Source organism: Cognataquiflexum nitidum (assembly GCF_022538055.1).
GTDB classification, from domain to species: domain Bacteria; phylum Bacteroidota; class Bacteroidia; order Cytophagales; family Cyclobacteriaceae; genus Cognataquiflexum; species Cognataquiflexum nitidum.
In genome coordinates this window covers 209,089-235,146 of the sequence record NZ_JAKZAM010000003.1, presented here as the reverse complement: position 1 = coordinate 235,146, position 26,058 = coordinate 209,089, and the positions used below count along the sequence as shown (strand labels likewise).

General features: G+C 37.8%; 26 protein-coding genes and 1 tRNA gene. 12 read left to right on the top strand and 15 right to left on the bottom strand.

The features are described from left to right. Nucleotides 1–35 precede the first annotated feature (35 nt). The 4 genes from MMU07_RS03280 to gltX all read right to left on the bottom strand — a co-directional run bounded on the left by MMU07_RS03280 (nt 36) and on the right by gltX (nt 5,617). Entirely contained in the window at nt 36–698 is a 663-nt protein-coding gene (locus MMU07_RS03280) for a porin family protein (protein WP_241124405.1), read from the bottom strand. A 41-nt stretch (nt 699–739) separates the two neighbouring features. Beyond that, nucleotides 740–3,502: a carboxypeptidase-like regulatory domain-containing protein gene (locus MMU07_RS03275; protein WP_241124404.1), complete on the bottom strand. Its 2,763-nt coding sequence runs from the start codon at nt 3,500–3,502 to the stop codon at nt 740–742. Nucleotides 3,503–3,843: 341 nt separating this feature from the next. Next, nucleotides 3,844–4,056, bottom strand: a complete 213-nt coding sequence (locus tag MMU07_RS03270; RefSeq protein ID WP_241124403.1) for a hypothetical protein — start codon at nt 4,054–4,056, stop codon at nt 3,844–3,846. A gap of 25 nt (nt 4,057–4,081) precedes the next feature. Next, on the bottom strand, nt 4,082–5,617 hold the full coding sequence (gene gltX / locus MMU07_RS03265; RefSeq protein WP_241124402.1) for a glutamate--tRNA ligase: 1,536 nt from the start codon (nt 5,615–5,617) through the stop codon (nt 4,082–4,084). Nucleotides 5,618–5,800: 183 nt separating this feature from the next. Between gltX and MMU07_RS03260 the strand changes: the two genes are divergently transcribed. Together MMU07_RS03260 and MMU07_RS03255 are read left to right on the top strand one after the other, a co-directional pair. Then, the gene (locus MMU07_RS03260; protein WP_241124401.1) at nt 5,801–6,421 is read left to right on the top strand and encodes a type IV toxin-antitoxin system AbiEi family antitoxin domain-containing protein; all 621 of its coding nucleotides are present in this window, start codon (nt 5,801–5,803) and stop codon (nt 6,419–6,421) included. Next, nucleotides 6,408–7,187, top strand: coding sequence for a nucleotidyl transferase AbiEii/AbiGii toxin family protein (locus MMU07_RS03255; RefSeq protein WP_241124400.1), 780 nt, complete (start codon nt 6,408–6,410; stop codon nt 7,185–7,187). The genes MMU07_RS03260 and MMU07_RS03255 overlap by 14 nt, the downstream gene beginning before the upstream one ends. 43 nt (nt 7,188–7,230) lie before the next feature. Here the strand turns inward: MMU07_RS03255 and rplS are convergent, their stop codons facing one another. The 4 genes from rplS to MMU07_RS03235 form a co-directional block, all read right to left on the bottom strand. Then, nucleotides 7,231–7,602 carry a 50S ribosomal protein L19 gene (rplS, locus tag MMU07_RS03250; RefSeq protein WP_113923857.1) on the bottom strand — a complete coding sequence of 124 codons (372 nt, stop codon included), beginning with the start codon at nt 7,600–7,602 and terminating at the stop codon, nt 7,231–7,233. Nucleotides 7,603–7,690: 88 nt separating this feature from the next. After that, a complete protein-coding gene (gene trmD / locus MMU07_RS03245) occupies nt 7,691–8,377 on the bottom strand; it encodes a tRNA (guanosine(37)-N1)-methyltransferase TrmD (protein ID WP_241124399.1) in 687 nt (228 codons plus the stop codon). Next, on the bottom strand, nt 8,377–8,907 hold the full coding sequence (rimM, locus tag MMU07_RS03240) for a ribosome maturation factor RimM (RefSeq protein ID WP_241124398.1): 531 nt from the start codon (nt 8,905–8,907) through the stop codon (nt 8,377–8,379). Before rimM ends, trmD begins: the two co-directional genes overlap by 1 nt. A 14-nt stretch (nt 8,908–8,921) precedes the next feature. After that, nucleotides 8,922–9,476 (bottom strand): 30S ribosomal protein S16, encoded by a 555-nt coding sequence (locus tag MMU07_RS03235; RefSeq protein WP_241124397.1) that lies wholly within the window; start codon nt 9,474–9,476, stop codon nt 8,922–8,924. 404 nt (nt 9,477–9,880) lie between these two features. On the opposite strand from MMU07_RS03235, the gene MMU07_RS03230 reads away from it, so the two are divergent. Both MMU07_RS03230 and MMU07_RS03225 read left to right on the top strand, forming a co-directional pair. Continuing rightward, nucleotides 9,881–9,952: transfer RNA gene (locus tag MMU07_RS03230), tRNA-Arg, on the top strand. Between the two features lie 343 nt (nt 9,953–10,295). Beyond that, the gene (locus MMU07_RS03225) at nt 10,296–10,568 is read left to right on the top strand and encodes a hypothetical protein (RefSeq protein ID WP_241124396.1); all 273 of its coding nucleotides are present in this window, start codon (nt 10,296–10,298) and stop codon (nt 10,566–10,568) included. A gap of 120 nt (nt 10,569–10,688) precedes the next feature. Here the strand turns inward: MMU07_RS03225 and MMU07_RS03220 are convergent, their stop codons facing one another. The 4 genes from MMU07_RS03220 to MMU07_RS03205 all read right to left on the bottom strand — a co-directional run bounded on the left by MMU07_RS03220 (nt 10,689) and on the right by MMU07_RS03205 (nt 13,956). Further along, nucleotides 10,689–11,552 carry a hypothetical protein gene (locus MMU07_RS03220; RefSeq protein ID WP_241124395.1) on the bottom strand — a complete coding sequence of 288 codons (864 nt, stop codon included), beginning with the start codon at nt 11,550–11,552 and terminating at the stop codon, nt 10,689–10,691. Nucleotides 11,553–11,625: 73 nt separating this feature from the next. Next, the gene (locus MMU07_RS03215; protein WP_241124394.1) at nt 11,626–12,315 is read right to left on the bottom strand and encodes a VWA domain-containing protein; all 690 of its coding nucleotides are present in this window, start codon (nt 12,313–12,315) and stop codon (nt 11,626–11,628) included. Nucleotides 12,316–12,352: 37 nt separating this feature from the next. Next, complete coding sequence (locus MMU07_RS03210; protein ID WP_241124393.1) at nt 12,353–13,354, bottom strand: DUF4407 domain-containing protein; 1,002 nt, start codon at nt 13,352–13,354, stop codon at nt 12,353–12,355. 2 nt (nt 13,355–13,356) lie between these two features. Beyond that, nucleotides 13,357–13,956, bottom strand: coding sequence for a hypothetical protein (locus MMU07_RS03205; RefSeq protein WP_241124392.1), 600 nt, complete (start codon nt 13,954–13,956; stop codon nt 13,357–13,359). On the opposite strand from MMU07_RS03205, the gene MMU07_RS03200 reads away from it, so the two are divergent. After that, a complete protein-coding gene (locus MMU07_RS03200; RefSeq protein ID WP_241124391.1) occupies nt 13,949–14,317 on the top strand; it encodes a hypothetical protein in 369 nt (122 codons plus the stop codon). The two genes, MMU07_RS03205 and MMU07_RS03200, sit on opposite strands and share 8 nt — an antisense overlap. Before the next feature lie 251 nt (nt 14,318–14,568). On the opposite strand, the gene MMU07_RS03195 is transcribed toward MMU07_RS03200, so the two are convergent. Then, the gene (locus MMU07_RS03195; protein ID WP_241124390.1) at nt 14,569–15,594 is read right to left on the bottom strand and encodes a helix-turn-helix transcriptional regulator; all 1,026 of its coding nucleotides are present in this window, start codon (nt 15,592–15,594) and stop codon (nt 14,569–14,571) included. A 444-nt stretch (nt 15,595–16,038) separates the two neighbouring features. Here MMU07_RS03195 and MMU07_RS03190 point away from each other — a divergent pair, with 444 nt between their 5' ends. The 7 genes from MMU07_RS03190 (at nt 16,039) to MMU07_RS03160 (ending at nt 25,466) form a co-directional block, all read left to right on the top strand. Beyond that, nucleotides 16,039–17,508: a reverse transcriptase domain-containing protein gene (locus MMU07_RS03190; RefSeq protein ID WP_241124389.1), complete on the top strand. Its 1,470-nt coding sequence runs from the start codon at nt 16,039–16,041 to the stop codon at nt 17,506–17,508. A 3-nt stretch (nt 17,509–17,511) separates the two neighbouring features. Next, a complete protein-coding gene (locus tag MMU07_RS03185; RefSeq protein WP_241124388.1) occupies nt 17,512–18,336 on the top strand; it encodes a hypothetical protein in 825 nt (274 codons plus the stop codon). A gap of 114 nt (nt 18,337–18,450) precedes the next feature. Next, the gene (locus MMU07_RS03180) at nt 18,451–20,640 is read left to right on the top strand and encodes an ATP-dependent DNA helicase (protein ID WP_241124387.1); all 2,190 of its coding nucleotides are present in this window, start codon (nt 18,451–18,453) and stop codon (nt 20,638–20,640) included. Next, nucleotides 20,630–22,129 (top strand): DUF7017 domain-containing protein, encoded by a 1,500-nt coding sequence (locus MMU07_RS03175; RefSeq protein WP_241124386.1) that lies wholly within the window; start codon nt 20,630–20,632, stop codon nt 22,127–22,129. The genes MMU07_RS03180 and MMU07_RS03175 overlap by 11 nt, the downstream gene beginning before the upstream one ends. After that, entirely contained in the window at nt 22,114–22,653 is a 540-nt protein-coding gene (locus MMU07_RS03170) for a hypothetical protein (RefSeq protein ID WP_241124385.1), read from the top strand. The genes MMU07_RS03175 and MMU07_RS03170 overlap by 16 nt, the downstream gene beginning before the upstream one ends. A 57-nt stretch (nt 22,654–22,710) precedes the next feature. Next, nucleotides 22,711–24,450, top strand: coding sequence for an AAA family ATPase (locus tag MMU07_RS03165; RefSeq protein WP_241124384.1), 1,740 nt, complete (start codon nt 22,711–22,713; stop codon nt 24,448–24,450). Beyond that, a complete protein-coding gene (locus tag MMU07_RS03160; protein WP_241124383.1) occupies nt 24,450–25,466 on the top strand; it encodes a hypothetical protein in 1,017 nt (338 codons plus the stop codon). The genes MMU07_RS03165 and MMU07_RS03160 overlap by 1 nt, the downstream gene beginning before the upstream one ends. Nucleotides 25,467–25,515: 49 nt before the next feature. Here MMU07_RS03160 and MMU07_RS03155 read toward each other — a convergent pair whose 3' ends face one another. Both MMU07_RS03155 and MMU07_RS03150 read right to left on the bottom strand, forming a co-directional pair. Then, entirely contained in the window at nt 25,516–25,827 is a 312-nt protein-coding gene (locus tag MMU07_RS03155; RefSeq protein WP_241124382.1) for a hypothetical protein, read from the bottom strand. Nucleotides 25,828–25,842: 15 nt separating this feature from the next. Next, nucleotides 25,843–26,046 carry a hypothetical protein gene (locus MMU07_RS03150; RefSeq protein ID WP_241124381.1) on the bottom strand — a complete coding sequence of 68 codons (204 nt, stop codon included), beginning with the start codon at nt 26,044–26,046 and terminating at the stop codon, nt 25,843–25,845. Between the last annotated feature and the right edge of the window lie 12 nt (nt 26,047–26,058).

The window sequence follows — 26,058 nt, the reverse complement described above, 5'->3', positions numbered from 1 at the left end:
ATACCATCAAAACCCTGGATAAGTTCCTTTAGGTTTCAATTTTGGGTTTTGGATTTCAAAGCCTGAAACAAATAGGTCAAAGTGAATTCAATATTCGTGGAATTTATTTCAAAAATCCGGTCTAAGGTTTCAGGCCTTCCAAATTCATATGAAAACCTCAAATCTCCTTCCAAGGTGCTTTTTCCAAATAATTTGGAAAGTCCTGCACCGGCTGTCAGACCATACATAAACTTTCGGGGATTGTCCCCCGGTCCTCCATATGTGGGCAAAAAATTATTCCCATCAAAATCCCTCTGTACGTCTGTGGCATTCAAAAGGTATCCGAAATGTGGTCCTATTTTAATATGGAACCTACCTCCTCTGCCCGCATAAAAATTCGAGAGAACTGGCATTTTCAGGTAATCCAACTCAGTCCTGTTGGTTCCGGCAAATACAGTATCTGTTTGAGAATATCCCAAAGTTAGGTATTGGATTTCAATTTGGATCCCTGCATTTTTTCCGGCAAAATGTTCCATAACAAAAGCAAAAGTCGGGGCACTAATACCGCTAGTTCGGGTAGGTGGCCTTCCCGCACCGGTTCTATAGCTCAAGGATGACACAGAATATCCACCTCTGATACCAAAACTTGTCTGCCCTTGTACCAAAATAGGTAAAGCCAAGAAGGCGAAGACGGCTATGTAGAAAATCAATTTTTGCATTTCCAAAAATAGGTGTTTGAAATTCATAATAGGAACAAAAATCACTTTCCGGAAGGAATCATGAATTTTGCCCTAATTGGGGTCCCATCAATGGTGAGTCCTTCGATTACCATAGATTTGGAACTTGGGTTGTCATTCATAAAGAATTCGATCTGTAGTTTTCCGTTTTCTCCATCTGTAATTTGATAGGGATTCCAGTAAAGTGTTGCTCTCTCATCATAACCCAATGGAAGAGATTCACCTTCATTTTCATGGCTTAGCTGAAAGAAATTATTTGGAACTGAAAACCCGTCGACTACGATGGTATTCATATTTGCGGAGGCGGTATTTAGTATAGAAGATGGCTGCCCGCCTTTTTTAAGGTAGATGGCAATGACACCGTTTCTGCCCATATCGCCCATAATTGAAGCCATCCTGGTTACGACCTCTATCCTTTCCACATCGTTTGGATTGATGGAATTGATATTGGAAGCGGCACTGTTGCCGGGAAGGATGGCACCATCTACCATTACCATCGGTTCGAGCGAAAGGGTCAAAGATGTCGCTCCTCCTCTCAAAGTGACTTGCCCAAAAGAATTGACTGCCATCCCCGGGATATATGGTTTGAGGCTAAGCAAAAGATCTGTGGAGTTTCCTCCGCGCATCAAAAGATCTCCCTGTACCACATGATCGGCCTTTCCATAGATAGCCCTAGTTTTGTCTATTGTAACCTCCTCATTTACAATGACCTGCTGGAGCTCAACGGTTTTTTCTTCAACCCTAGAAAAAATTGCCTCGTTTGTGCTTGCGAATTTTGGCATTTTAACTGATTCAGGCACAAAAAATGGAGGTTTTAATGGGCTGATAATCTGGAACTTGCCATAAGAATTTCCTTTTTTATCTAAAGCCATGAATGTAAAATCGAGAGGTCCATAAAAGTCCATTTCTTCAAGGTTGAACTTTCCTTCGATATCCGACTCAAGCTCAAGAGTGGCTGAGAAATTATTGAAATAGGCTGTGAAGGGTATTGCTTCAGGCTTTCCTTTTTCATTGAAAAATTGCCCTGATATCCTCATGTCCTTTTCAATAGGATAGGTGAACTTGTCTGTGGTAATATGTTTGGGGACTTCTTTGATTACCAGCCCATTTAGAATTGTTGGGTTCAGCGATATAGGGGTGACAAAATGATTATCCGTCACCGAAACAGAAAGATTGGCAGAGACTGGATTACCTTTTTGATCCTGAAGTCTGATATCCAGACTTACTTTTTCCCTTTTTGAGTATTCTGGTTTATTTGGAGTAAATACAGCTGTGATTTGAGATGTTGACTCTTCCACAGATTCTGATTCTGTTATCCTATCGTAAGGACTGAGAACCGGCACTGCCTTGACAAAGTAAGTGTCAGGGCCATAATTCCTGTTCCAAGTAGTATATGACCTCAAATAATATTTTTTCAAGTTGAGTGTGTCCGGCAAAAACATGTCCCCAACGGCCTGCCCGTTTTCGATCTTAAATTTTTTCTGAATCAGTAAATCCCTGTTTTCGGAAATCAATTCTACATATAATACTTTGCTCAACTCTTTCTTAAGTGATTGATTGTTGTAATTCAGGTAGGCTTTAAAAAATAACTGATCTCCCTTGTAGTAAAACGGCCTGTCCAAATGGAGATAAACTTTTTCCTGTAAGCCATTTGCATCCTTTGCCATTTGGGTGTTGGATTTCAAAGAAAATGGAGGATTATAATCCATAGGCAGGAGTGTCGCCACTTTTCTCTTGTCCATATCTCCGGAGAAGGTTACATCTTTTTGGTTGAGGACCACACCGTTGGTATTTACATTGACATAATTCCCATTGACTTCGATCCATGAAATCGGGTAGGGAGCATCTTTGTAAGTATTGATGGTACTGTAACCTTTTTCATAATGGATCTCAACCCTTCCTTTAAAGTATATTTTATACTCTCCGGGCTTTCTTCCGGGGGTTATCAGGTTTTCAGGGTTATAGATGACGACAGATTTTCCCAATTCATTTGAAAAAATATCTGACCGCATATTTAATGTTTCCGATCCTCCCGGTTTATTTCCATAAAGCATGAATCCTTCCTGATTGTGCTGGTTTTGGATCATGGATCTGAACATATTGGCCGGAGACTTTTTGTAAGTTTCTTCACGGTTTTTCTCCCACACTTGTCTGACCATTTGGGCTGAAGTATCCATTTCTACAAATCTCGTCGCGCCGGCGATGATGTAATATTGGGGAGTGAAGTAGAATTCCTTGAGGTCAAAAGTGAGGTTGTAGCCCAGTCCGTTATTCTTGATTTCTATAGGTTGGATAGCGGTGGCCCGAAAGCTGTTTGTGGTATTTTCCTCAGGAAATTCTATAACCCATGGATTGAGGATTTCGCATTGTGAAGCAAGGTTGTCATTTCCTAAAAATAGATTTTTGAACCTTCTCAACTCCCTTTCCCAAGCCTTGTCACGCGTGGCTTTGATTTCGACATCGGAGAGTTCCTGTTCAAATGAAACCATACTTACATTGAGAATAAATTCTCCTCCAGGTTTGATGGACGCCGGTTTTTGTATTGCTTGATATCCTATAAATGAAAAAGCAACTTCAACCTCCCCTTCAGGAACGTTGGGCAGTGTAAATTTTCCGTCAATGTCAGTGACTGTAGAAAGAGTGGTATTGTTAATAAAAACATTACAAAACGGTAGGACTTCCCCTGTCTTGCTGTCAGTGACTTTACCTGTAATGGTACCAGTAGTTTGGGCAAAAACCGATATGGAAAATAGTAATAGAAAAAGTGTAAGTAAATATGGTTTCATAATTGATTCTACTAATGTTTAAGTCGAAATATAAAATATAATACGGGCAACGGAAATGGTTGGATCAAAAAAAGCACAAAATCTTCATGATTTTGTGCCTAAATTTTCAATTGGAAAGATGTTAGAGAAATTTGTTTTATGGTTAGCCGCTTTTTTACCCCCATCTAGATTTGACAAAAAGGCTTCGACTTCGCTCAGCCACCGAATATTGAAAGATGAGTAGGAAGGGAGGAAAACAAAACCATTGGGCACCGGGCAGCGGTTGGTGAGCCTGTCAAACCAAGCCAAGGTGTAAATCAGAATATAATTTGGCTACCCATTTCATTGCGGTTGCTCATAATTTATTTTTTCTTTTTCTCTTTACCTTCTTTTATTTCTTCAATGTCTTCCCTGTCTTTGAGCTTTTTGTCATCGACATTTTTGTTTAGAAATTCATTGAGCTTATCGATGGAGAAAGTACTTGAAATTTCTCCAAAAGTGTCTATGTTCATCTTGAAACCTTCAAGGTCCTTGTGAACCTTTGCGATTTCTTCTTTTTTAGGTTTCTTAGCCATTGGAGTTTTTTCTTTTTTGAATAAATCAGAGTACCTGCAAAGTGTCCAAGGCAAACTTGATCCTCTTGGACAATTCCTCTTTTCCAATAATACTGAATACTGCCATCAGATCCGGTCCTGCACCCACTCCGGTCACTGCCAAGCGTACTGCCTGCATGACTTTGCCCAGTTTGATGCCATTGGCTTCTGCGGATTCCTCAAGAACAGCCTTAGCAATTTCGGGAGTGAATTCGCCGGTATGCGCCGCTAGCTTTTCTATGTAAGTTGCCAATACGGTGACGACTTCGGCATTCCATCTCTTTCCTGCAATCTCATCGTCGAATTTGGAAGGAGCGATCAGCATAAACTTTCCTTCTTTCCAAAGGTCCGCGGGGAAAGTTGCTCTTTCTTTCATGACATGGGCTATTTTTGCTGCTTTTTCTTTGTCTATTGAAAGCCCTTCTTTTTCGATATCAGCGATGAGATATGCTGCCAATTCTTCATCTGACTTGGCCCTGAGGTATTGTTCATTGAACCATTTTGCCTTATTGATATCAAATTTTGTACCTGATTTACCGATTCTTTCGATAGAAAATGCTTCGACCAATTCTTCCAAGCTGAAAATCTCCTTATGGTCGCCCGGATTCCATCCCAAGAAAGCCAAGAAATTCAACATGGCTTCAGGGAGGTAACCTCCTTCGCGGAATCCCATGGCTGTTTCCCCTGAATTCGGATCTTTCCAATCCATCGGGAATACAGGAAAACCATGCTTGTCGGCATCTCTTTTGGAAAGTTTGCCGTTTCCGTCAGGCTTTAGCAACAGGGGCAAATGCGCAAATTCCGGCATGGTATCTTCCCATCCAAAGTACTTGTACAGCAATACGTGTAGGGGTGCGGAAGGAAGCCATTCCTCACCGCGGATGACATGGGTGATTTTCATCAGGTGGTCATCCACGATATTGGCCAAATGGTAAGTAGGCATCCCGTCTGATTTCATCAGGACTTTATCATCCAAAGTACTTGAATGAACCATGACCCATCCACGGATCAGGTCATGCAATCTCACTTCTTCTTTTCTTGGGATTTTGATACGGATGACATAGGCCTCGCCGGAAGCCAATCTCGCCTTGACCTCATCTTCAGGGAGGGTAAGGGAGTTTTTCATTTGGGTCCTGGTGATAGAATTATACTGAGGAGATACGACCCTTGCGGCAGTAAGTCTTTCTCTCATCGCATCCAATTCCTCAGAAGTATCAAATGCATAGTAGGCATGACCTTTTTCGATCAGGTCAAGCGCATACTGCATGTACATTGGTTTTCGCTCGGACTGTCGGTAGGGAGAGCTGTTGCCCGGATTCCAAGGACTCTCATCAGGAGAGATTCCAAGCCAGTCCAATGCACCTTTGATGTATTCTTCTGCTCCGGGCACAAACCTGTTTTGGTCAGTATCCTCGATGCGCAGAAGGAATTTCCCTCCTGTTTTTCTTGCGTATAGGTAATTGTAAAGGGCAGTTCTAACGCCGCCGATATGTAGAGCTCCTGTAGGGGAAGGAGCAAATCTTACACGTACTTCTTTGTTCATGGTATGATTTTATTCTTAGTACAACCTGTTGGAATCCGTTTGGTTGTATTGTTCAGTCTATTTTGAGGCTGCAAAGATAGGAAAAGATAAGGATACCTTATAACCAACCCAATGATATGGGTTAATTAATAGCGGTTGTAATTTCAATTTATATTTCTTAAAATTGTTATAAATAACAATAAAATGAAATATTTAGAATTTAGAGAAAAACTGTTGCCGTTGGGTTTTTTCTCTATTTCACACATAAATATATTTTTCCCGAACTTCGATAACAGAAGATTGGTGGAATGGCAGGAAAAAGGATACCTGAAAAAGATAATCAATAAATGGTATGTCTTTGCGGAAATCGAACAATCGACGAAAAGTTTATACCGGATTGCCAATAAGATTTATCAACCTTCCTACGTGTCCTTGGAATCCGCATTTAGCCATTATAACTTAATACCTGAGGGAGTATTTACTATAACTTCCATTTCTACAAAAAAAACTTCAACCTTCAATACCTTCATTGGGACATTCAGTTATAGAAGTATCCACAGCAAGATTTTCTTTGGATATCAGATCAAACAGGTAGGGCATATCCATTTTGCAATGGCAGATTTAGAGAAATGCATTCTGGACTATTTGTACCTAAATCCCAATTTCGTCAGTATAGGAGATTTTGAATCTTTGCGGCTAAACCCCTCTGTTATAAGTCATATTAAATGGGAGTTATTGCATGATTATTTAAAAATTTACCAAAATAAAACTCTTGAGAAAAGGGTGGAGGGCTTAATAAAATACGTTGACCATGTTAGGAATTGATGAAATCCAAAAATTTTTCCCTGAGCATCTTCATAAGTTCAGGAGGTTTATGCTTAGGGAATACCTCCAATATAAAATCCTTCAAATTGTGTTTGAGAGTTCTTATGGGAATAAACTTATTTTTTTAGGAGGATCCTGTTTGAGAATTGTGCACGGTAACCAACGTTTTTCTGAGGACTTGGATTTCGATAATTTGGGTTTGACAGAAAATGAATTTGAATCAATTTCCTTGGAGATTAAAAATTCTCTGAGCAATGAAGGTTACGAGGTGGAAATCCAAAATAGATTTAGAGGTGCTTTTCATTGTTTGGTAAAATTCCCAAAACTTCTTTTCGATTCGGGACTCTCAGGATACGAGGAAGAAAAGATTTTGATCCAATTGGATACTGAAGCTCAGCATTTTGAGTTTATTTCAGAATCCTACATCCTAAACCGGTTTGATGTTTTCTGCCCAATCAAAGTTGTGCCTTTGAAATTACTGCTTGCGAAGAAGTTTTATGCGATTTTGAATAGGCCAAGGAATAAGGGAAGGGACTTTTTTGATGTTGTATTTATTCTGAGCAAAATCCAAACTCCAGATTACGGATACCTCCGTCAGAAAATAGGAATCAGCGCCGGTTTGGAACTCAAAAACCGGATAATCGAGCATTGTGAAAAAATCAGCATGGAAGAAATGGCTTCTGATGTTGCCTCTTTCCTTTTTTCAGAAAAAGACAAAGCAAAAGTGCTTTTGTTTAAAGAGTTTATAAGTCAGCAAAGCCTATAAAAAAAGGGAAACCGTTTGGATTCCCTTTTTGTGAAAAAGACAATTAAGCGTCTTTTCTGTGTCTGATTTTTTCTTTGATTTTGGCAGACTTTCCTTGACGACCTCTTAGGTAGTACAATCTAGCTCTTCTCACTTTACCTTCTCTCATCAATTCGATTTTGTCGATGGCTGGGGAGATGATAGGGAAAATTCTTTCCACACCTACACCGTTTGATACTTTTCTTACAGTGAAAGTTTCTCCGTTTGTATTTGGATTTTTTCTCTGGATGACGGTGCCTTGGAATTGCTGGATACGCTCTTTGTTACCTTCAGTGATTTTCACGTGGACGTTGATGGTATCTCCTGCTTTGAAAGAAGGGAATTTGGCTCTCGCCTCGCTGTATTCCGCTTCTACAATTTTAAGTAGTTCGCTCATAGCTGTATATTTTATGTGCTTGTAGCGACTGCGCCTCAGCGCAATCTTTTGTTAGACTCAATGATATTACTTTCTTAGATATATCGCCTCAGAGTTCTTTTCCTTCGAGAAGGTCCGGTCTTCTTTCTTTGGTTCGGCGAACCGATGCTTCAAATCTCCAGGTATCTATTTTGGCTTGATGTCCTGACATTAATATTTCCGGCACTTTCATTCCCTCATAGTCTGCGGGTCTGGTATATACCGGTGGGGCCAAAAGCCCGTCCTGGAAGGAATCTGTCAATGCCGAGCTTTCGTCATTGAGTACTCCCGGAATCAACCTGATAATGGCATCCGTCACCACAGCTGCGGCCAATTCGCCTCCTGAGAGGACATAATCACCGATGCTGATTTCTTTGGTAATCCATTTCAGTCTGACCCTTTCGTCGACACCTTTATAGTGTCCGCACAGGATGATGAAGTTTTCCTTGAGAGAGAGTTCATTGGCCATTTGCTGGTCAAATTTCTTTCCGTCAGGTGTCATGTAAATGACTTCATCATACTCCCTTTCGCTCTTGAGTGTTTCGATGCACTTGGCGATGGGTTCTATCATCATGACCATCCCGGCACCGCCTCCAAATGCATAGTCATCGACCTGCTTCTGTTTGCCGCCGGCATAATCTCTCAGGTTGTGGACCCTCACTGTGGCCAAACCTTTTTCTTCCGCTCTTTTGAGAATCGAATGTGAAAAGGGTCCTTCCAACAATCCGGGAACAACTGAAATGATGTCTATGCGCATCAGTCTTCCAAATATATGTCAATCAATCCTGTGGGCAGGGAGCAGTAAACTTTCTTAGCTGCCTTGTCGACTTTGAGGATAATCTGGTCCTGAATGGGTATCAAAACCTCTTTTCCTTTATGTTCGACGCCCAATAAATCCTGGGTTTCCATGTCATAAATGACCTTAACCTCTCCGATAAGTCCGAGGGAATCGTCGATTACCTCAAAACCTACCAATTCATGGTAATAGTATTGGTCTTCTCCAAGCTCGGGCAATTCGCTCATCGGAAGGAACAAAGCCGATCCTATGAGTTTGCTTGCATCGTCCACCGAGTTGTAATCCTCAAATTTTGCAAGCACCTTGTTGTTCGGTTGGGACACAAAATGCTCAATAAAGAAAGGGACTAACCTGGTTTTTTGCTCGATGAAGACATGCTTCAGTTCTTCGTAATCTTCCGGAAAATCTACATCCAGGACTACCGTAACCTCACCATGAAGCCCATGAACTTTGGACACATAGCCCAATTGGAAACAATTGTCTTTGTTCATGGTGTAAAGGGGTATTAAGCTTGGGTTTCTTCTCCTTCAGCTGCTGCCTCAGGTGCTTCAACCTCAGCCGCCGGAGCTTCTTCTACTTTTGGAGTAGCAGCAGCGATAGCGTCATCTTCTTTTTTCTTGATGGCGTCAAGACGGGCTTGGTTTTTAGCTGTTTCAGCTTCAAATGCCTTGGTTTTTGCGTCTTCTTTTTCTTTGGTCAATCTGTCCACTTTACCGCCGATAGCAGCTTCTTTAGAAGATTTCCAAGTTTCGAATTTTGCATCCGCCTGATCTTGTGTGATCGCGCCTTTCAATACACCGATTTGAAGGTGTTTTTGCAACAATATACCTCTGTAAGAAAGCATAGCCTTTACTGTATCAGTCGGCTGCGCACCGTTCAACAACCATTTAAGAGCGCGCTCATTGTTGATGTTGATGGATGCAGGGTCAGTGTTGGGGTTATAAGTCCCGATTTTTTCGATAAAGCGTCCATCACGTGGAGCTCTAGCATCAGCTACTACAACGTCATAGATGGCCATTTTTTTTCTGCCTCTACGCGATAATCTGATTTTTACTGCCATATTAATTTGATATTTAGTGAATTGATGGATCCCGTCCATCTTAAATTTTGGACTGCAAAGATAGCGTATTAAAAATGAAATGAACAAATGACCCTAATATTATTTGCGGAAATGGAGGGAATTGATTTAACTTGCGACCTGATTTAGAAGCGAGAGATTAGAAGCGAGAAGCGAGAGATGAAACTAGCGTCAAGAAACAAGACCAGCTTTATTTAAAGACTTTTTGGAGTTGTTTTCAAACACAGGTTGCAAATCTAGTATCTCGCATCTCATATCTAGCGGTCTAAATATGGCTTCGTAGTTCAATGCCCGCCCGGCTGACATCGGTCGGACGGGGATATAATAGTTGTTTCCTAAACAATAGATATGGGTTAGATATATTAGTCATCTTTACAAGTGCAAATGGCCTCGTAGTTCAATGGATAGAATAGTTGTTTCCTAAACAATAGATATGGGTTCGATTCCCGTCGAGGCTACACAGTTTTACAATGATTTAAGGGAGGAAATTCATCCCTTTTTCGTTATAACTGCACAAACTTTCGGTAGATTTCAAAAATACCTATAAAAAAGAAACCAGTCTTTTGATTGAAATCCGTGTCAGATCCTGATTTTTTTTACAGTGATAGGGCAACCGGAATACAGATCCGATTGATGAAGGTGCCTTCCTTTTTTATGTGTCGGTAACCATTTTCTCAAATTCGACTGTAGTTCAGAAAATTCAGCTATCTTGATGGTAGCTGACTGAAATGAGATTCTCTTTATTTGACCAATGAAAACGGCAAACAATGAATCGAAAGGTAACCCAAAAATACATGCCTTATGCTCAATGAAGACGATTATATAAAGGCTTTTTCGGAACTGAATAATACTGATTTTAATGAAAAAGAGTGGCTAATAAATAATTTTGAAACTTATAAATCAACTCTTAATTGGCCACCCAATCTTCCTCCTATTAACAGGAGTGATTTAATTAAAGGTACTATACGAGAAAGGTTTAATTCCATTTATAAAGATATTTTGATTGAATATGTCTATGAACTTAACAATGATGATCAAACGTTAATCTTAAAAGACAAGCATTTCTGGCTTTGACCATTCATTATAAGCTCTATGATATAAAAATTAAGCACTAACCGGTAACAGTGGATCATAGGCCAAACCGCTCTTAACGATGAAGCATCCAAAGTTGCCAATACAAGGCTTAAATGTGAACTATTTGAACATTGAAAAATCCAAAGATCCCTCCATATACCCCTTGTAAACCGTTAAGTCAAGATTTTCAGCAATGATTGTTAATTCAAAAATGATTCCTTGAGGTTTATAAATTTTTATTAATTTGATTTTGGCTGTCCCCTTTTTATCATCATAATCATTCATATATCTCCAAGAAGAGGTCAGTACGTCTGTTTTATATTCTTCCTCAGTCTCCTTAAATACTTCCAGATTTGAGTCATACAACAGCCCGAAGCTTTGAGTGTTAGCTTCACTAAAATAATTCGCCATGTAAATCTCCTCTCTTCCCTTTAAAGTATAAAAAACAGTATAAGCTTTGTTCTTCACTACTGTAGGAGTTACATCTTCACCATTAAATTTGGCATCTGTAATGATAAATCTGGCGAGGTCCACTTGCTCTTCGGAATCTTCAAGAGTTTGATTCTTTTTGCTTTTAAGTTGAAGGTTTTTATAAACAGTTAAATTCCGGAAGTTTTTAAAGGTATCGTCCCAATTATAATAGTAATACAAAAGATTGTTTTCTGGAGTAAAAAGTACCATTTGTTCTCTTTCATCAAAGTATCTGTAGAAAACAGTTCCATCTTCTTCCTTTACTGTTTCATCAAACTCCCATTTGTTGGCGAGCCATTCAGCATCTTTTCCTTTTTGAAATTCAATCTTATTCTTATTCATTATTATCTGAGTATTTAATTCGACTGTCTCCAGGAAAATATGTGTTTTTTGATTTTTACTGTAAACCCATTCATCCACTTCAAATCCAATATAGTGTCCCTCTTTTACTTGAGCACAAAGAGTTGACATCAAGGTCAGAAAGCTAATTAACAGTAATAGGGTATTTTTCATTTGTTTTTGTTTCTAATGGTTTGAGTTAATAAAACTTGATAAAGATTCAAGATTTGCGAGGTGTAGTCAACTTTTAAAAAGCTAAATCATCCCCATCCTTGAAGAATTCTTTCTTCTTTGCTCCAGTGTTTTTGGATTTGACAAAGTTCGAGAGTTCATCGCTGACCATGCCTACAGCAGAAGCCATCATTGATTTATTGAAATTTAAAGAATTTCTTCTTCCACGATCAAACTCTCTTGTTACTTGTTCAACATCCAAACCTGCCGCAAGAAATAGAAAATTCCATTTTTCGGTTTGCTCACAAGCTTCGATCATTTTTTTTATCTCTGGGCCAAGGTGTTTATTAGAAGAATTTTCTAATCCATCAGTCAAAATCAATATGATAACATCAGAATGTTTTTCTTCTAAACTCTGACCTGCTTTGTCTTTCAAAAATTCAATACTTTCTCCAATGGCATCATATAAGGCTGTCATTCCGTAAGGAAAAATTGTTTTCCAGTCGATTTTAGACGTTTCTGCATTCATTAATTCTTCAGAAAAATGAAGTGCTTGATTGAATGCGCAGAGTGAGAAAATGATTTCCGAATCCGGATTTTCGATTTGAATTCGCCTCAAGTCCAAAAGTTGCTTATCGATAACTTGGATGGCTTCTTCCCAGCAGGAACTCATACTTCCACTTCGATCCAAGACCAGATGGTAGAAGGTCTTTTTCTTTAATGTTGAATTCTCTTTGTTAAAGGAATTTGCTGCTTGATTTTCCATGTTTAAGATTGATAAAGGTTGGGTTATTAAGATTTACTTATCCGATTTTTCGGATGTTGTCGTGTTCTGAAGCCAATTGACGGATTCTCTCTGCTCGAGGGCCAAAGAGTCCATCTTGGCGAAGAATTTCATCTCTTTGAGTCATCAAAGTTTGGAGCCTGCGTTCTCCCATTCTCTCCTCTGCATAGAGCATTTTATCAAAAAGGGAATCTGCTGTAGATGATTTTGTGATGAGAAAGAAAATTTCTAGGGAAAACACGGCCACAAAAAACAGCCCATAGAAGAACATGCTTAATCCGCTACTCAGGATAAAATCATGCAAGTCTGTGACTTTGCTCAACAAAGCATTACTCTTCTTGGTCGCCATTTTTTGACCGTAAAGGATTGCTTCTTGACCAAGACTATCTTTTATTGAAAGAAGGCTAGCTTCCATCTGTGCTAGTTTTGCGGCATCAGATTTATAGATTCCTTCTTTCAGAAGTGCTATTTTATCTATTCCTGCACTGCCGGAACCTCCTGTACCATCCGCTTCATTTTTCCAATCAATCTTGGAAGCTTCGGTAATTGATTGCTGTTTAGATATGGAGTTCTCAAGATTAGTAAGGAGATGATTGTTTTCCTTCATAAAACTATCAGACTCACTTTTCTGAATTTTCGCGGATTTTTTCTCCCGATATTCCTCCAAGTCCCCACTAAAAAACATCAGATCCAAAGCGATAGAACCCAAAATCGTTGCTACAACTGCAAAGACTACTCTAAATGTTTTGAGCCACTTACTGACACTTTCTTTTGGAGTAGTGAGGAAGCTTTTGTCGATGATCAGAATCAGAGTACCAACAAACAATCCGCCGATTAAGGATTGGAAAAAACCTGCTCCCAAAAGGTCATAACCAATGTAAAAACCGGATATTGTCCAAAGGGAAACTGGAATCAGCATCAGTGTGCCCAAAGTAATGATCTTCTGTTTGCTGACGGTAGTTTGGGCTTTTACTACCTCGTAGTTGTAGCCAAACAGATTGGAAAATAGTTTAAGTAGCATGATTATAAAGTGCTAAAAGGTTTGAACAACACTACTTCATCGGTCCATTGGCGCAAACCTTTCCTGAAGCCTGCTCTATATTGTTCCACTGATTTTTCAATATAACCTTCACCCAGGGCCGCTAGATCAAACTGTTGCTTCAGATCTCTCTTATGCTCTTCCAGCATTTCTTTTTGCAGCTTTACCTCACGGTATTCAAAGGGCATCTGCTCTTCGAATTGAGGTACCAGGGTGCGTTCGATTTTCAGAAGGTGCTCGTCGATTTCCTGAATCGCCACAGCATATACTTCCTTATAATCACAGGCGATCAGGTTGACGTTCTGATTCATGGTTTCAAAGTTTGGATCGTCATATCCATCTCTCATGCCCATGGCATAGTAATTTTTAGATTTGAGATCCTCCAGGAGGCTTTTCTTGGATTTTTTTGTAGCGAGAGAATCAGGAACCGGAAAGAGTTCACTAGGGTGTCTATCCTCGGTAAAGAGGGATTTGTCGATCATGGGTACAGTGGTAGCCATGGATTCAGTTGGAGTCAGGACTTGTGATTGTTGCTCAACCGTTAAGGGAGCTTTTTTTCTGAAGAGTTTGGTGAAGATGCTCATAATTGAAACGATTTTAGATTTCTTTGGTAGGTATTGGGTAGTGTTGGTGTCCTTGATAGTGACAGGAATCGCAGACAGTGATCAGGAAAAAGGGATGATATTCCCAGGGTTTATTCCATTCACCGGTGGACTTGTTTCTGTGGTATTGCCGGTGATGAACTTGAAGATCCGATTGGCTCTGACAGAATCTACATTGGTGCTGATCTCGATCCAGAACTTGAAGTCTGAGGCGCTTCCATCTTGGATCTTCCAAGCCTTGATCATAAAGGCCTTTTTGATTTTCAATTTGCTCGGTCATGATTGTTCCGTTTGTGTGATACAAGTTTCCGACGCATCAATGCAGTGGAAGTTCACAGGTTAAAAAATCCCGATTATAGATTTAAAAACATCTACAAACTATTTTATCTTTCGCTTTAAATGGTGGGTTCAGAAGGTTTAAAAGTATTCAGGCCAGTTATTCCATAGTGATAGGCCGGATATGCTCACTCAGAAATTGAAAAGAAAAAATTTTGAGAATTAAATTTCTACCGGTTCTTAAAAACCGTGATCTTTTTTGAAATGGGACTTTTTATAAAAATTGGTTATCAAAAAATACTTTCAATCAATTAATAGTTATTGAAGATTTTTTCCTTGCATCCCTAAAGAGGCTTCTATTCTTGAATATATTTTCTTCTTGAGCGATGAAGGAGATTGGACCAAAACCGACTCCCCATATGAAAGTATCAATCTTTCCAATTCATAATTTGCGATTACTTCCAGCCTGACTTCCAAAGTCTCTGGATCAATCCACTTACTTTTCTGAGATCCGTGGATAGGCTTGCTCTCAATATATCGCCCGGTTTTTCCGAAAAAATACAATACTATTTTTTGGATGGGCTGTCCTTCCGGTTTGGTGACGCCAATGATGTCTTCAAAATATTCTACCCAGTTTATTTCGGTATTTTCTTTGAAAGGGATTGAAAAATCTTCAAGTTCCAAAATTCTGTCAATTGCCAAATTCCAGTCAGATTTTCCATTCATGGCACTATAGCCGAACAAAAACCATCTTCCATTGTACTGCTTTAAATAGTAGGGATGGAAAATAAGCTTGTAAGGAACCTCATTTTGGTATGGTTGGTAGCTTATTTTTAAAGGTGTCTTATGTTTTAAAGCATTGTATAGAGTTCCTAAATGGTCTTTTCCTTTCAAAAATTCATTGGATTCGAATTCCATCAATTTGGTTTCGGGTCCAAATGAGTTAATTCCCTGCCTCAATTTCGGTATCATCTCGCTAATCCAATCGAATTGAGGCATTCCTTTAAATTGCGAAAGGATATCAACTGCATCATTGAGCTGATTGATCTCCACCTCATTCAGGGGCATATTGTTTATTGAAAAAGAAAGGTCTTTGTAACGATAAAAGACCTTTTTTCCATCCTTAAGGCGTTCCAAATCTATCGACCATCCCTCCGAACTTTCCATGAATGAGATATCATCAAAAATCTGCCTTCTGGAAATCCCCTTGGTCTTCGGGTCGATTTCTGCTAAAACTTTTTCGCACTCCTCTATCAGACTATTTATAAAATAGCGCTTTCCTGGATTTCGAAAACAAGAATCAAGGACTTTATAACGGATTAGGGCATTTTTGTTAGTTGACATTTTTGTTTATTTTCGGTCCGTTTGAATTAGGTCCGGCTTTTGTTAAGTCTCAAGGCTTTATTCAACCGGTAAATAAATATAGGAAAACAGATTTTGCTGTGAAGCATTACTGCACAGTAATATTTTTCCTTTGTGGAAGTTCTTTGAAGACCTGTCGAAAACTATTGATTTGTGCCAACTGGAAATGGCCGTAAGGTTAAATCAGAGCGGTTGGTGTTCCGAAGAAATTCGGGATGAATGGTTGAGTTAAATCGAATTATTCATGAAAGAATAATGAAATTTTTCTTGAATTAGATTTTTCAATTTTATGAAATATATAGTTCATAAACGGAGAATATATCGACAGGTCTTCTAGAATTTTTTAATTCATCAGCGATGCTAACTGAAAATCAAGTTAAATACGTAAGGGAAAATTTTAAAAGACTTCAGACCAAGGAAGATCTTTTGAACTTTATCAATCTGGTTGCAGAGTGGATATATGGGGAAAAAGCATACTCCTTTAGTATGACAAAACTGACCAGATATGCAAATGCAAACCTAGGAGGTAAAAGGTATTTTGAATTTCAGGTAAACAAGAAATCCGGAGGTGAAAGATCAATCCATGCCCCTATTGGAAAGCTGAAATCACTTCAACAAATATTAAATGTAATCCTTCAGGCAATTAACCAGCCTCACCTTGCTGCAACGGGATTTGTCCCTGGAAAATCTATTGTAGATAATGCCAAGGCTCACGTTGGCCAGCGTTATGTCTATAATCTAGATTTAAAAGACTTTTTCCCATCCATCGAACAGGCAAGAGTTTGGAAAGTTCTTCAATTGCCTCCATTCAATCTTAATAAAGAAACTTCGCCTGAAATTTTTTCTATGCCTTGGGAAGAATTCTCAACTCAGGTTTTAAAGTCTAAGGATATAACATTCCAAAGGTATCGTTACTCTTATGTTTCAGAAGTCGTAGTTGATAAAAGTGATATTCCGGAAAGAGACCATCCTTTTTATGAAATTTTTGTTCCCGTTCCCTCAAATCAATTCAAGGTTAAGCTTTTTGCCTCTAGTTCCATAAATGATGAAAAACCCATTTATGTAATAACCAAATCACACCATTCTCACTGGAAATTTGAAAATGATGCCAAAAAAGTGGCATGGTTGGTTAATGAGATCCCTTCCTTGGGCAAATTAGAAATCGCCAATATAATTGCTGGAATTTGCTGTACTGAACTTGAGGTAGAACGCAAAGATCCTGAAAATAATTGGGTCAAGACTAAGCGAAATGTACTTCCACAGGGAGCCCCGACATCACCTACGATTACCAATATCATCTGCCACAAAATGGATCATCGGTTGAATGGGGTGGCTAAACGATTTGGACTTCGATACACTAGATATGCAGATGATCTTACCTTCAGTTCCATGCACAATGTTTATCAGAAAGATTCAGAGTTTCTGATTGAACTTGAGAGGGTTGTTAAAGATCAAGGATTTGAAATAAAAGAGTCAAAAACCCGGCTTCAGAAAGAAGGTTTTAGACAAGAAGTCACAGGCTTAGTGGTCAATGAAAAAGTAAATGTTTCCAAACGCTATGTTAAGCAGCTCCGGATGTGGCTGTATTACTGGGAAAGATACGGGTATGATAGGGCATACTCCTTTTTCATGGCTGAATACCTCAAGAATAAAAGTCATATCTTAAAAGGAAGGCCTGATATGGCAAGTGTCATTGAGGGAAAATTGAACTATTTGAAAATGGTGCGAGGGGAGTCAAATATGTATAGTAAATTGAAAAGTAGATTTAATGAATTATGCGGAGCTCCAATAAAACCGAAGTTGCAAAAAAGAGAAGATTTTCTGGAAAATGTATTGGATTTGCTGTTTAAAGAAGGCTTGGAAAAGGCAATGGAAATTTTCGAAAATAATGATTAATGAATGGACAGGAATAAACTCAAAGCTTTGTTGAAGTTTGTAAAGGAGATTTCAACTTCTCCTGGAAATGAATGGTTTAGAGATCAATTAATACAGACTTTTCATTCAAATGGGGTGGAAAAGAAGTCGGTTGAGGTTGATTTTTTGACGGATAATTCTGAAAACCTAGACCAAAAAGTTAATTTAATTAGAAACTATTTGGCGTTAGACTTCCAAAATCTTATCGACTATTCTTGGTTTGAAGAGCCTTCTCGTGAACAACTTTTTAGAGATTGTATTGAAATGTGTAGGTTTGAGAAGGGGACGCCAAACCACAAAAAAAACTTTGGGGAATTTTGCCGATATGCCCACTTACAGGCTGAAGAAATGGTCAATTACTTTTTTCTTAAGATATCTAATAGCGATGTTAGATCAGTCAATCGTTATTTGAAGCAAAAGAACTCCAACTATTCACCATCTCAAGAACCAACCTCGATTTTTCATATTCCTTATAAAATAAAATTAACCGCCCTAAAAGAAATGGTGACTTTAGATAAAAAGATCTCATCGCATCTTTATTTTTTAAATGATTTTAGAAATGAACTAAGTCATAGAAGTTCCCTATCGGAAGTTAACGATGATAAAACGCTTCAGGAATTTGAAATCAACGGTTTTCTGGACGGGGGATACATAGAGTTTAATAAACTAACCAAAGACCAATCAAAGCTATATAATGACGGAAGGTTCATTATTAATAAGAGAAAAGAAGAATTCTACCTGGTTTATGAGGTTCTTGAAGAACTCAAAACCAAGATTAGTCAATCAATTATTGAAGGAAAAAGCTTATAATGTATTGTTTTTCATTGGGTTATATCGATTTTGATCTGACTTAGAAAAACCACCCATTTCTCTGTGCATTTACACTGCACACCATTCGCGTAGCTTTGATTCAAATTAAAATCCATGAGCATATTCAATCACTTTAAGCATTTAAACCTAAGCCAAGACCAGGAAGCGGCTCTAACTAAGCTGGAGGCTTTTTTAGCCAGTCCAGTGCAGGTGTTTATGCTGAAAGGATATGCCGGCAGTGGTAAAACAACCATCCTGAAAGGGTTAGCAGAATATCTCAATGCAGTTGAAAAGGATTTTGCCTTGATGGCTCCAACAGGCAGAGCAGCAAAAGTAATCCAAGAAAAAACTGGGCAAGAAGCGTACACTATTCATAAGTCTATCTATAGCTATGAAGATATGGTAGAGATAGAAGAAGGTGATTCTTTCTATTACTATTATAAAATCCGGAAAAATGTGGATGTGGTCGGCAAGATATTCATAGTGGATGAAGCCTCGATGTTATCTGATGCCAAAAGCGAAGGAGAGTTTTTCCGTTTTGGATCAAGCCACTTATTGTCTGATTTGATTACTTACACAAGGGTTGCACAGCCTAACGTAAATTCTAAAATTATCTTTGTTGGAGACCCTTGTCAATTACCACCGGTAGGAGATAATAGTTCAAAAGCATTTGAAGCCAACTATCTTAAAGAGAAGTTCAATCTTTCTTCAGAAGAAACCGAAATGAAGGAAATAAAACGGCAAGGTGGTGATAGTGGCATTCTGAGAGCAGCTGCAAAAATTCGTAAGAGTATTTCAGCCCGTTTTTTCAATGACTTCAATTTGCGTTCAAATGCTAAGGATATTCTAAATCCTACCTATGAAAATTTCCTCGAAACTTGGCAAGTTGCAGCAAGTCCAAAAATTATAATTGCCAGTAAGAATAAAACTTGTCTTGATCTAAATTTACAGATAAGAGGACGAAGATTTGGTAATGCTGATTTGCCTATTCAGAAAAGTGATATTGTCATCATGGGTGGTAATAATTATCGCAAGGGCATTTTTAATGGTGAATTTGCAGTAATCAATGAAGTAAGCGATGTAGTTACCCAGCGAACAATTGCATTAAGAGGTAAAAATCCGGTAACACTTTACTGGCGTGATGTGGAGTTGGTTTTTCCGGATATAGAAACCAATAATAAGATTGTAAAGGGCAAAATGCTTGAAAACTTCCTTTACGGAGACAATTACCTGAAGCCGGAAGAAACCCAAGCTTTGTATGTAGACTTTACTACCCGGCATAAGGGTTTAAAGCCCAAAACAGAAGAGTTTAAGGAAGCCATTATGCAGGATGAGTTTTTCAATTGCCTGCTTATGAAGTACGGTTATGCCGTTACTTGCCATAAGGCTCAAGGTGGTGAATGGAATAATGTATTTACCGTTTGGGATAATGATACTATGGAAGGTTTCGACTGCTTCACAGATAAACAGCGGAGAGCTGGAAAAACAAATCAGGATTTTTATCGATGCGCGTACACCGCAATCACCCGGGCATCAAAAACCTTATATGCATTAAATCCACCGTTTTTCAATTCCTATTCAGATATGACATTCCTCGATGTAACAGTTTTGAATGCATTAAAAGAATTAAATGGCAATCAGGTTCAAACAGAAGAAATCAGTCTGGACAATGAATTGCTGCAACAGCTTACAATGCTGAACCTTTTAGAGCAACCTGTTGCATTGCAGGATCATTTTATCAAAGTTCGCCAGGCAGTAAGGAAGCAATACATTGAAATTGTTGGGTGGGAGAAATTTGGCTATGAGATTAGATACACTTTTAAGAGGGAGCAAGACAAAGCAGTTTTCAGAACTTATATAAACGGGAAAAATGAATTTCGAAATCCATTTGCGTCTATGCCAAATCTTTCCCCAAGTAGTGCATTCAATAATACAATAGCTGAAATATTAAATCATTTACCAAATGTTTCCATAAAGCGAAATACAGCCGAAACGATTATTAGCCAAATTGAATTTGACTTTGAGGTAGAAGAAGAGTTCCCATTTACAAGAAGTTTGTTTGATGACTTAGTATTGTTGTTTAAAGAAACGGGTATCAACATTGATGGTATTGAACATCAGCAATACAAAGAGCGCTATAGATTTAAGCGAAACAATGAAACAGCTGTAGTTGATTTTGAATATAAAAAGAATGGTTTTTTTGGCAGGGTTGTTCCTATTCAAAGTATGACAAATAGTCCGACGTTGCTATCAAACATTAAAACGTTATTGCAAACTTTTAAACAAGACGAATATGCCAGCTAAAGAAATCAAAGAACTACGTCAATCCGGAAGGCTTGAAGAAGCTTTGGAAATGGCCAAGGCTGAATTCGAAGCTAATCCGGAAAATATCTGGACCAAGAGGAATCTCAGTTGGGTGTATTACGACTACCTGAAGATCAATGCTTCTGCTGAAAGCTTTGAAGACTTTGTTTATTGGCTGATTCAGTTGGTTGAGCTTCAATTACCCGAAGATGAAAAGATGCTGTTTGATTCCCTGTCTTTTCAGGGAGGTAAGCTAGTGTTTGCGTTGTCCAAAGAAGAACCTGTTCCGGTTCAAAAAATAAAGAAGTTGGCTGATTTGATCCAAGGCTTCCATTTTACCAAACCTTCTGACGGATATAGTTTTTTATTGAAAGGGTTTCATAAAGGCTTAAAAGATAGCGGATATTACCTCCAATTCATGGATTGGTGGGGTTTGGAAAATCTTTCCGAACATGATTTTCAGAAGGAGAAACTCCCAACCGGAAAAGAAATCATGGCCTTGGCCGAGCAGGTTTATATCGCTTATGCCAAGCACCTCCTACCCCAAAGAGACATGCAGGGGAATGTTTATTTCAATCGGGAGAAAGCAGAAGAATTTCTCCCCCAGATAGAGGCTTTAAGTGAGAAATATCCCGCCTACCAATACCCACCATATTTCCAGGCTAAACTCTTGTTGGCTTTGGGGGAAAAGGAGAACGTTTTGTCTGCCTTGATTCCTTTTGCACAAAAGAAGCAAAATGACTTTTGGGTATGGGAAGTCTTAGCTGAAGCGGTAGAACAAGATCCTGAAAAAGTCTTTTCCTGCCATTGTCGGGCATTGGTTTGTACCAGTCCGGAGGAGATGTTGGTTGGAGTGAGGCAAAAGATGGCGGAAGCAATGATCCAACGAAAACTTTATAACGAAGCCAAGAGAGAAATCGAGTTGATTTTGAAAGTAAAGGAATCTCACGGGCATAAGATTCCTGGAATCATCAATCAATGGTTAAGTCAATCTTGGTTTCAAGAAGCAAAGACTTTGGATTCCAATAAATCCTTCTATCGACAGCATACAGCCTTGGCCGAAAGCATACTATATTCGGATACCCCGGAAGAACTCGTTCTTGTGGAGTTTGTCAATTCGGATAAGAGCATGCTTAACTTTATCGCATCCGAAGAAAAGTTTGGCTTCTTCAAATTCGACCGGTTTCTAAAAAAAGTCCATCCTGGAGAAGTGCTATCAGTCCGATTCAATGGAGGCGCAAAAGGCGGGCGTTACAATGTCTTAACCTGTAAGAAAATAACAGATGATTCCTTCAAATCCCAATTTCAAAAAGAAGTTGAAGGAATTGTAAAAATCAAACCTGGAGCAAGCTTCGGATTTATTGGGGATGCTTTTATCCAGCCAACATTGATTATAAAATACAAGCTCAGCGATGGGCAAAATTTCAAAGGACAAATCATAAAAACCTACGACTCCAAAAAGGAAAAGTGGGGATGGAAATTAATTTAATTTATAAAATAATAAAAATGGAAATAATATATTCTGCTTGGTTTAAAGATGGTTCTGTAATTAATAAAGACAGCTTAGAAGAGGCAATTAAATTGTCATATTTTGATTTCATTATTAAATCAACTCCACTAAAAAAATGTCAAAAAGGTTATATTCAGTGCAGATATGATTTTTTTGATAAAAATGGAAATTCGACAAAAGTTAAAATAAATAATTTTGAATTGATAGACATTATTGAAGGTGATTATAATTCATTTGACAAGGAATTAATTTTCTATGACACAAATCGAAACGAGCTATTTAAAACTAGCATAAATGGAGGATTCCCTTCAGTATTCCAAAGACATATAATGGAATTTCTAAAAAAAGTTAATGAATTGGGTAGTTTTGATGTTTATAAAATCTTACAAGAAAATGAGAGGCTAAAAAAGGAAATTGAAAAATTTGAAAATATGATAACCCAAAAAAATAGTCTATTAGAAGATTTAGAAAATCAAATCGAAAATCTAAAGCAAGATAAGTAACAATAAATTAATCTGATTTACATTAAGTTTAAGATAATAAAGTCAATATAAATAATCATGTCTTACCTCCATACTTTAGGTTTAGAAAATTTCAGACTTTTTAAAGAGAAAGCTGTTTTTAATTTAGCCCCTATAACATTATTGACTGGGCAAAATAGTTCTGGAAAAAGCTCATTAATTAAGTCACTCCTTTTATTGAAAAGTAGTATCAGTGAAACGGGGGGACTAGAAGAGCTTAATTTTTCTGGTGGTAAGCATCATCTAGGATGGTATGGCCAAGTCTTGAATTTCAAGAGCGAATCCAATGAGCTGGTTTTTACTTTTGATTTCCCATTTCCTCAATTAATTGATAAAACCTTTATTGATTTAGTATATGATGCTCAATCACGAGATTCCTTTTCTGGAAAACTGAAAGCGGTAAAAATATATTTCGAAAGTGGAGATATTATTTTTGAATTAAAAAAAGGAATAGAGAAAGCGGAATATGATCAAGATGAACAATATGGAAGCGTCTTTCTATATTCTTTTATTCCAATAGAAGTAAAATGTAATTTTAAAAGTATAATTGCAAGTTTAATTTTTATGTATGAAAATGGTTATCATGATACTTTATTATATTCTCATCCAGGACTAGAAAATTGGGAAAGGAAAATTTGGAAGTACCACAAAGGAGGAAGAAATGTGTCAGAAGAATTACTCCCAGACATTTTTTTAAACTTTTATCTAAAAATATTTCCAGAAAGAAAACATAAAGATGTAAATGCAAAACTATTCAAGGAATTTGAAGAAGAAGACAAGAAAAGCTTTTTGGATCAACTTGATGGAATTTCTAAAGGAGTTGAAATTGAGTACATAGTTTCAGACAGTGTGTACGATTTTCCAGAAAAATTTGAAGCTATATTTTTATATTCAATTTCTGAGATCTTAGATCGACTGTCTATTAAAGTAAGCGATGCGGGAATTAATCAATTTAGTACTAGCAATAAGAAGTCAACCTTGCCCTTAACGGATTTTGGAACGTTTGTCTTTGAAGAATTTTTTGAAAAGGAACTCAATAGAACATTTAAAAGAGTGATTGATATTTTTTCGATTGTTGATTCATTGTCTTCATTTAGAGCCAATACAGAACGATTATATTCAGCAAGTGGACAAGTGGCGGAGATGAATAAGCTACTTTGGGAATTTGGTCAGGTTGGAACGAATATTTCTCATGAAGTAAAAAAATTTATAGATAACTCATTGAAGCTATTTGATATTGGAGATAAAATGATAATCAACTCAATTCAGGGCGTCACTTCTGAAATATTCATTCTAAAAAATGGGAGAAAGGTTTTGTTGGCAGACCTTGGATACGGTTATTCTCAATTGATTCCGATTATTTTAAAAATTGCAATTTCAGTTATTCGAAAAATGGGAGAAAATCATAGGACTAAGAATATAAAACCAACTGTATTTTTATTGGAAGAACCAGAAAGCAACCTTCATCCCTCTTTACAATCCAAGCTGGCTAATTTTCTTCTGGATGCGGCTAAGGAATTTAATATTCAATTTGTCGTGGAAACTCATAGTGAATATATGATTCGAAATTTCCAATACCTAACTGCTAAGAAAGAGCTAGACCCTATGAGTACAAAGATCTATTATTTCAACCATCCGGATTCTGATGAATTCAAAAATTCGCCTTTTAAGGAAATAAACATCTTAGAGGATGGACGATTATCAGCCGAATTTGGTGAAGGATTCTTTGATGAGATTCCAAGACTTTTGGCCTTTTTGTATAACTCAAGTTCCAATTGATGAAGACGATTCCTGCTCGATCAGTAATTGACTTTCCTACCATTCAAAAATTGAATGACCTTCGAAATTCTATTTTGGAGCATAGCTATTTAATTGAATTTTTTGCCGAGTTTAATAGTTTTTTCTACTCCTCCGAGATTCTTGCTCTCTGTCCGAATGAGTTGGATAAAAAGACAATTGACAGTAATCCAGTTTTAAGGAACCTCATTGACCGATCATTTTCAGGACAAAAAAATATCACCATAGATAAAAATCATTGTTTGAATAGTCCAGAGGTTTTGGCGAAAATTTCTCCATCGTTGATGAATGTACTCTTTAGCGCTACAAAGGAATCTGAGTGTATTCATTATAAAGAATGGCTAAAAATGAATTCTCTGCCGAATTCCTGGAAAAAATTCAGTAATAATCGGGTTTCATTGATTAATGTGGGAGGGAAAAATTCTGAATTTAAATCTTGGGAAGATTTTGGCATAAAAGGCCTACCATTTTCATCGCTGGTAATTTTTGACCCTTACCTATTCAATGAAAAAGATTTGATTCAGGAGAATGTCACTAAGCTTATCAATGGACTTGTAGATTTTGAACGGCTTACGACTCCTCTTAAAATCCTTTTCGTTGTAGGAGGTGATGTAAATAAGAGATTTTCTCCTGCGGATTTTATTTCAAAGCGATATCAAGAAGTAAAAGATTTGCTGGAAACCAACTATTCAGATAGGGTAGAATTTTCCATCGTATTTTTACAGAATTCATTTTTCCATGAACGCTGTATCCTATCCAATTACTTCTACATGATTGCCGGCAAAGGATTCAACTTCTACACAACCAAAGGAAAAATAGATCAGAAGACTCATAATACAGTCACCGTTAAGTATCTCTCTGATCTAAATTCAGTAAAAGAGTTCAAAAAACTAGTTGATGATAACTGCTCCCTTATTTTCGACAACGGAAAAATACTAGATATAAAAGGGGATTGGGAGGATAATGAAATCATTCAATTTGCTAGGAAACAATATTGAATACACTTTTATAGGGTTCACTTAACTTAAGCAATCACCCCTTCAAAAATTATCCAGCTACGGCTAATAAGAATCGGTTTACATGTAATGTTTCCTTTTCCATGGACACGATAGGCCAAAGTTCTTGGTCCTCTGAAAACTGAACTCCAAGCCTGTCCTCCCAGAATTTTCTTAGGTCTGGTGTTTTGTTGAAAATCCGATATTGAAGGGAAATTTGCTCCTTTTCTATTCCGAAAATGTCTTTAATCTTAACAGTTTTTGGGAACAATGCCTGGTATTCTTTGGAAGTCTTTGAATACTTCCCCTGCCTGACGAGCTCATAATCGGCAGAATACTTAGAATCCAATTTGTAAACCAGCATTTTAATCCCGCAGGGCTAAGAATAATGCCGGATAAGAGATTGGGTTCTTCGAGTCTCGGAATTTACAAACTGTTGGAATTCAGTTTGATTACTAGGTCTAAATGCCAGAATAACAAAATCTTTGTTGTACTCAATTCCGGCAGACTGATCCTGTAAAAAAGAATTGATAAATCCGTGTTTATCCAGAACCTCTTTTTGAAGTCCCAGTGTTCTATTCATGAAAACCGTTGA

Bases quoted from the DNA above. Each gene is read 5' to 3' on its own strand.
- MMU07_RS03280 (WP_241124405.1), bottom strand. From the start codon at position 698: ATGCAAAAATTGATTTTCTACATAGCCGTCTTCGCCTTCTTGGCTTTA.
- MMU07_RS03275 (WP_241124404.1), bottom strand. From the start codon at position 3,502: ATGAAACCATATTTACTTACACTTTTTCTATTACTATTTTCCATATCG.
- MMU07_RS03270 (WP_241124403.1), bottom strand. From the start codon at position 4,056: ATGGCTAAGAAACCTAAAAAAGAAGAAATCGCAAAGGTTCACAAGGAC.
- gltX (WP_241124402.1), bottom strand. From the start codon at position 5,617: ATGAACAAAGAAGTACGTGTAAGATTTGCTCCTTCCCCTACAGGAGCT.
- MMU07_RS03260 (WP_241124401.1), top strand. From the start codon at position 5,801: ATGAAATATTTAGAATTTAGAGAAAAACTGTTGCCGTTGGGTTTTTTC.
- MMU07_RS03255 (WP_241124400.1), top strand. From the start codon at position 6,408: ATGTTAGGAATTGATGAAATCCAAAAATTTTTCCCTGAGCATCTTCAT.
- rplS (WP_113923857.1), bottom strand. From the start codon at position 7,602: ATGAGCGAACTACTTAAAATTGTAGAAGCGGAATACAGCGAGGCGAGA.
- trmD (WP_241124399.1), bottom strand. From the start codon at position 8,377: ATGCGCATAGACATCATTTCAGTTGTTCCCGGATTGTTGGAAGGACCC.
- rimM (WP_241124398.1), bottom strand. From the start codon at position 8,907: ATGAACAAAGACAATTGTTTCCAATTGGGCTATGTGTCCAAAGTTCAT.
- MMU07_RS03235 (WP_241124397.1), bottom strand. From the start codon at position 9,476: ATGGCAGTAAAAATCAGATTATCGCGTAGAGGCAGAAAAAAAATGGCC.
- MMU07_RS03225 (WP_241124396.1), top strand. From the start codon at position 10,296: ATGCTCAATGAAGACGATTATATAAAGGCTTTTTCGGAACTGAATAAT.
- MMU07_RS03220 (WP_241124395.1), bottom strand. From the start codon at position 11,552: ATGAAAAATACCCTATTACTGTTAATTAGCTTTCTGACCTTGATGTCA.
- MMU07_RS03215 (WP_241124394.1), bottom strand. From the start codon at position 12,315: ATGGAAAATCAAGCAGCAAATTCCTTTAACAAAGAGAATTCAACATTA.
- MMU07_RS03210 (WP_241124393.1), bottom strand. From the start codon at position 13,354: ATGCTACTTAAACTATTTTCCAATCTGTTTGGCTACAACTACGAGGTA.
- MMU07_RS03200 (WP_241124391.1), top strand. From the start codon at position 13,949: ATGCTCATAATTGAAACGATTTTAGATTTCTTTGGTAGGTATTGGGTA.
- MMU07_RS03205 (WP_241124392.1), bottom strand. From the start codon at position 13,956: ATGAGCATCTTCACCAAACTCTTCAGAAAAAAAGCTCCCTTAACGGTT.
- MMU07_RS03195 (WP_241124390.1), bottom strand. From the start codon at position 15,594: ATGTCAACTAACAAAAATGCCCTAATCCGTTATAAAGTCCTTGATTCT.
- MMU07_RS03185 (WP_241124388.1), top strand. From the start codon at position 17,512: ATGGACAGGAATAAACTCAAAGCTTTGTTGAAGTTTGTAAAGGAGATT.
- MMU07_RS03180 (WP_241124387.1), top strand. From the start codon at position 18,451: ATGAGCATATTCAATCACTTTAAGCATTTAAACCTAAGCCAAGACCAG.
- MMU07_RS03175 (WP_241124386.1), top strand. From the start codon at position 20,630: ATGCCAGCTAAAGAAATCAAAGAACTACGTCAATCCGGAAGGCTTGAA.
- MMU07_RS03170 (WP_241124385.1), top strand. From the start codon at position 22,114: ATGGAAATTAATTTAATTTATAAAATAATAAAAATGGAAATAATATAT.
- MMU07_RS03165 (WP_241124384.1), top strand. From the start codon at position 22,711: ATGTCTTACCTCCATACTTTAGGTTTAGAAAATTTCAGACTTTTTAAA.
- MMU07_RS03160 (WP_241124383.1), top strand. From the start codon at position 24,450: ATGAAGACGATTCCTGCTCGATCAGTAATTGACTTTCCTACCATTCAA.
- MMU07_RS03155 (WP_241124382.1), bottom strand. From the start codon at position 25,827: ATGCTGGTTTACAAATTGGATTCTAAGTATTCTGCCGATTATGAGCTC.
- MMU07_RS03150 (WP_241124381.1), bottom strand. From the start codon at position 26,046: ATGAATAGAACACTGGGACTTCAAAAAGAGGTTCTGGATAAACACGGA.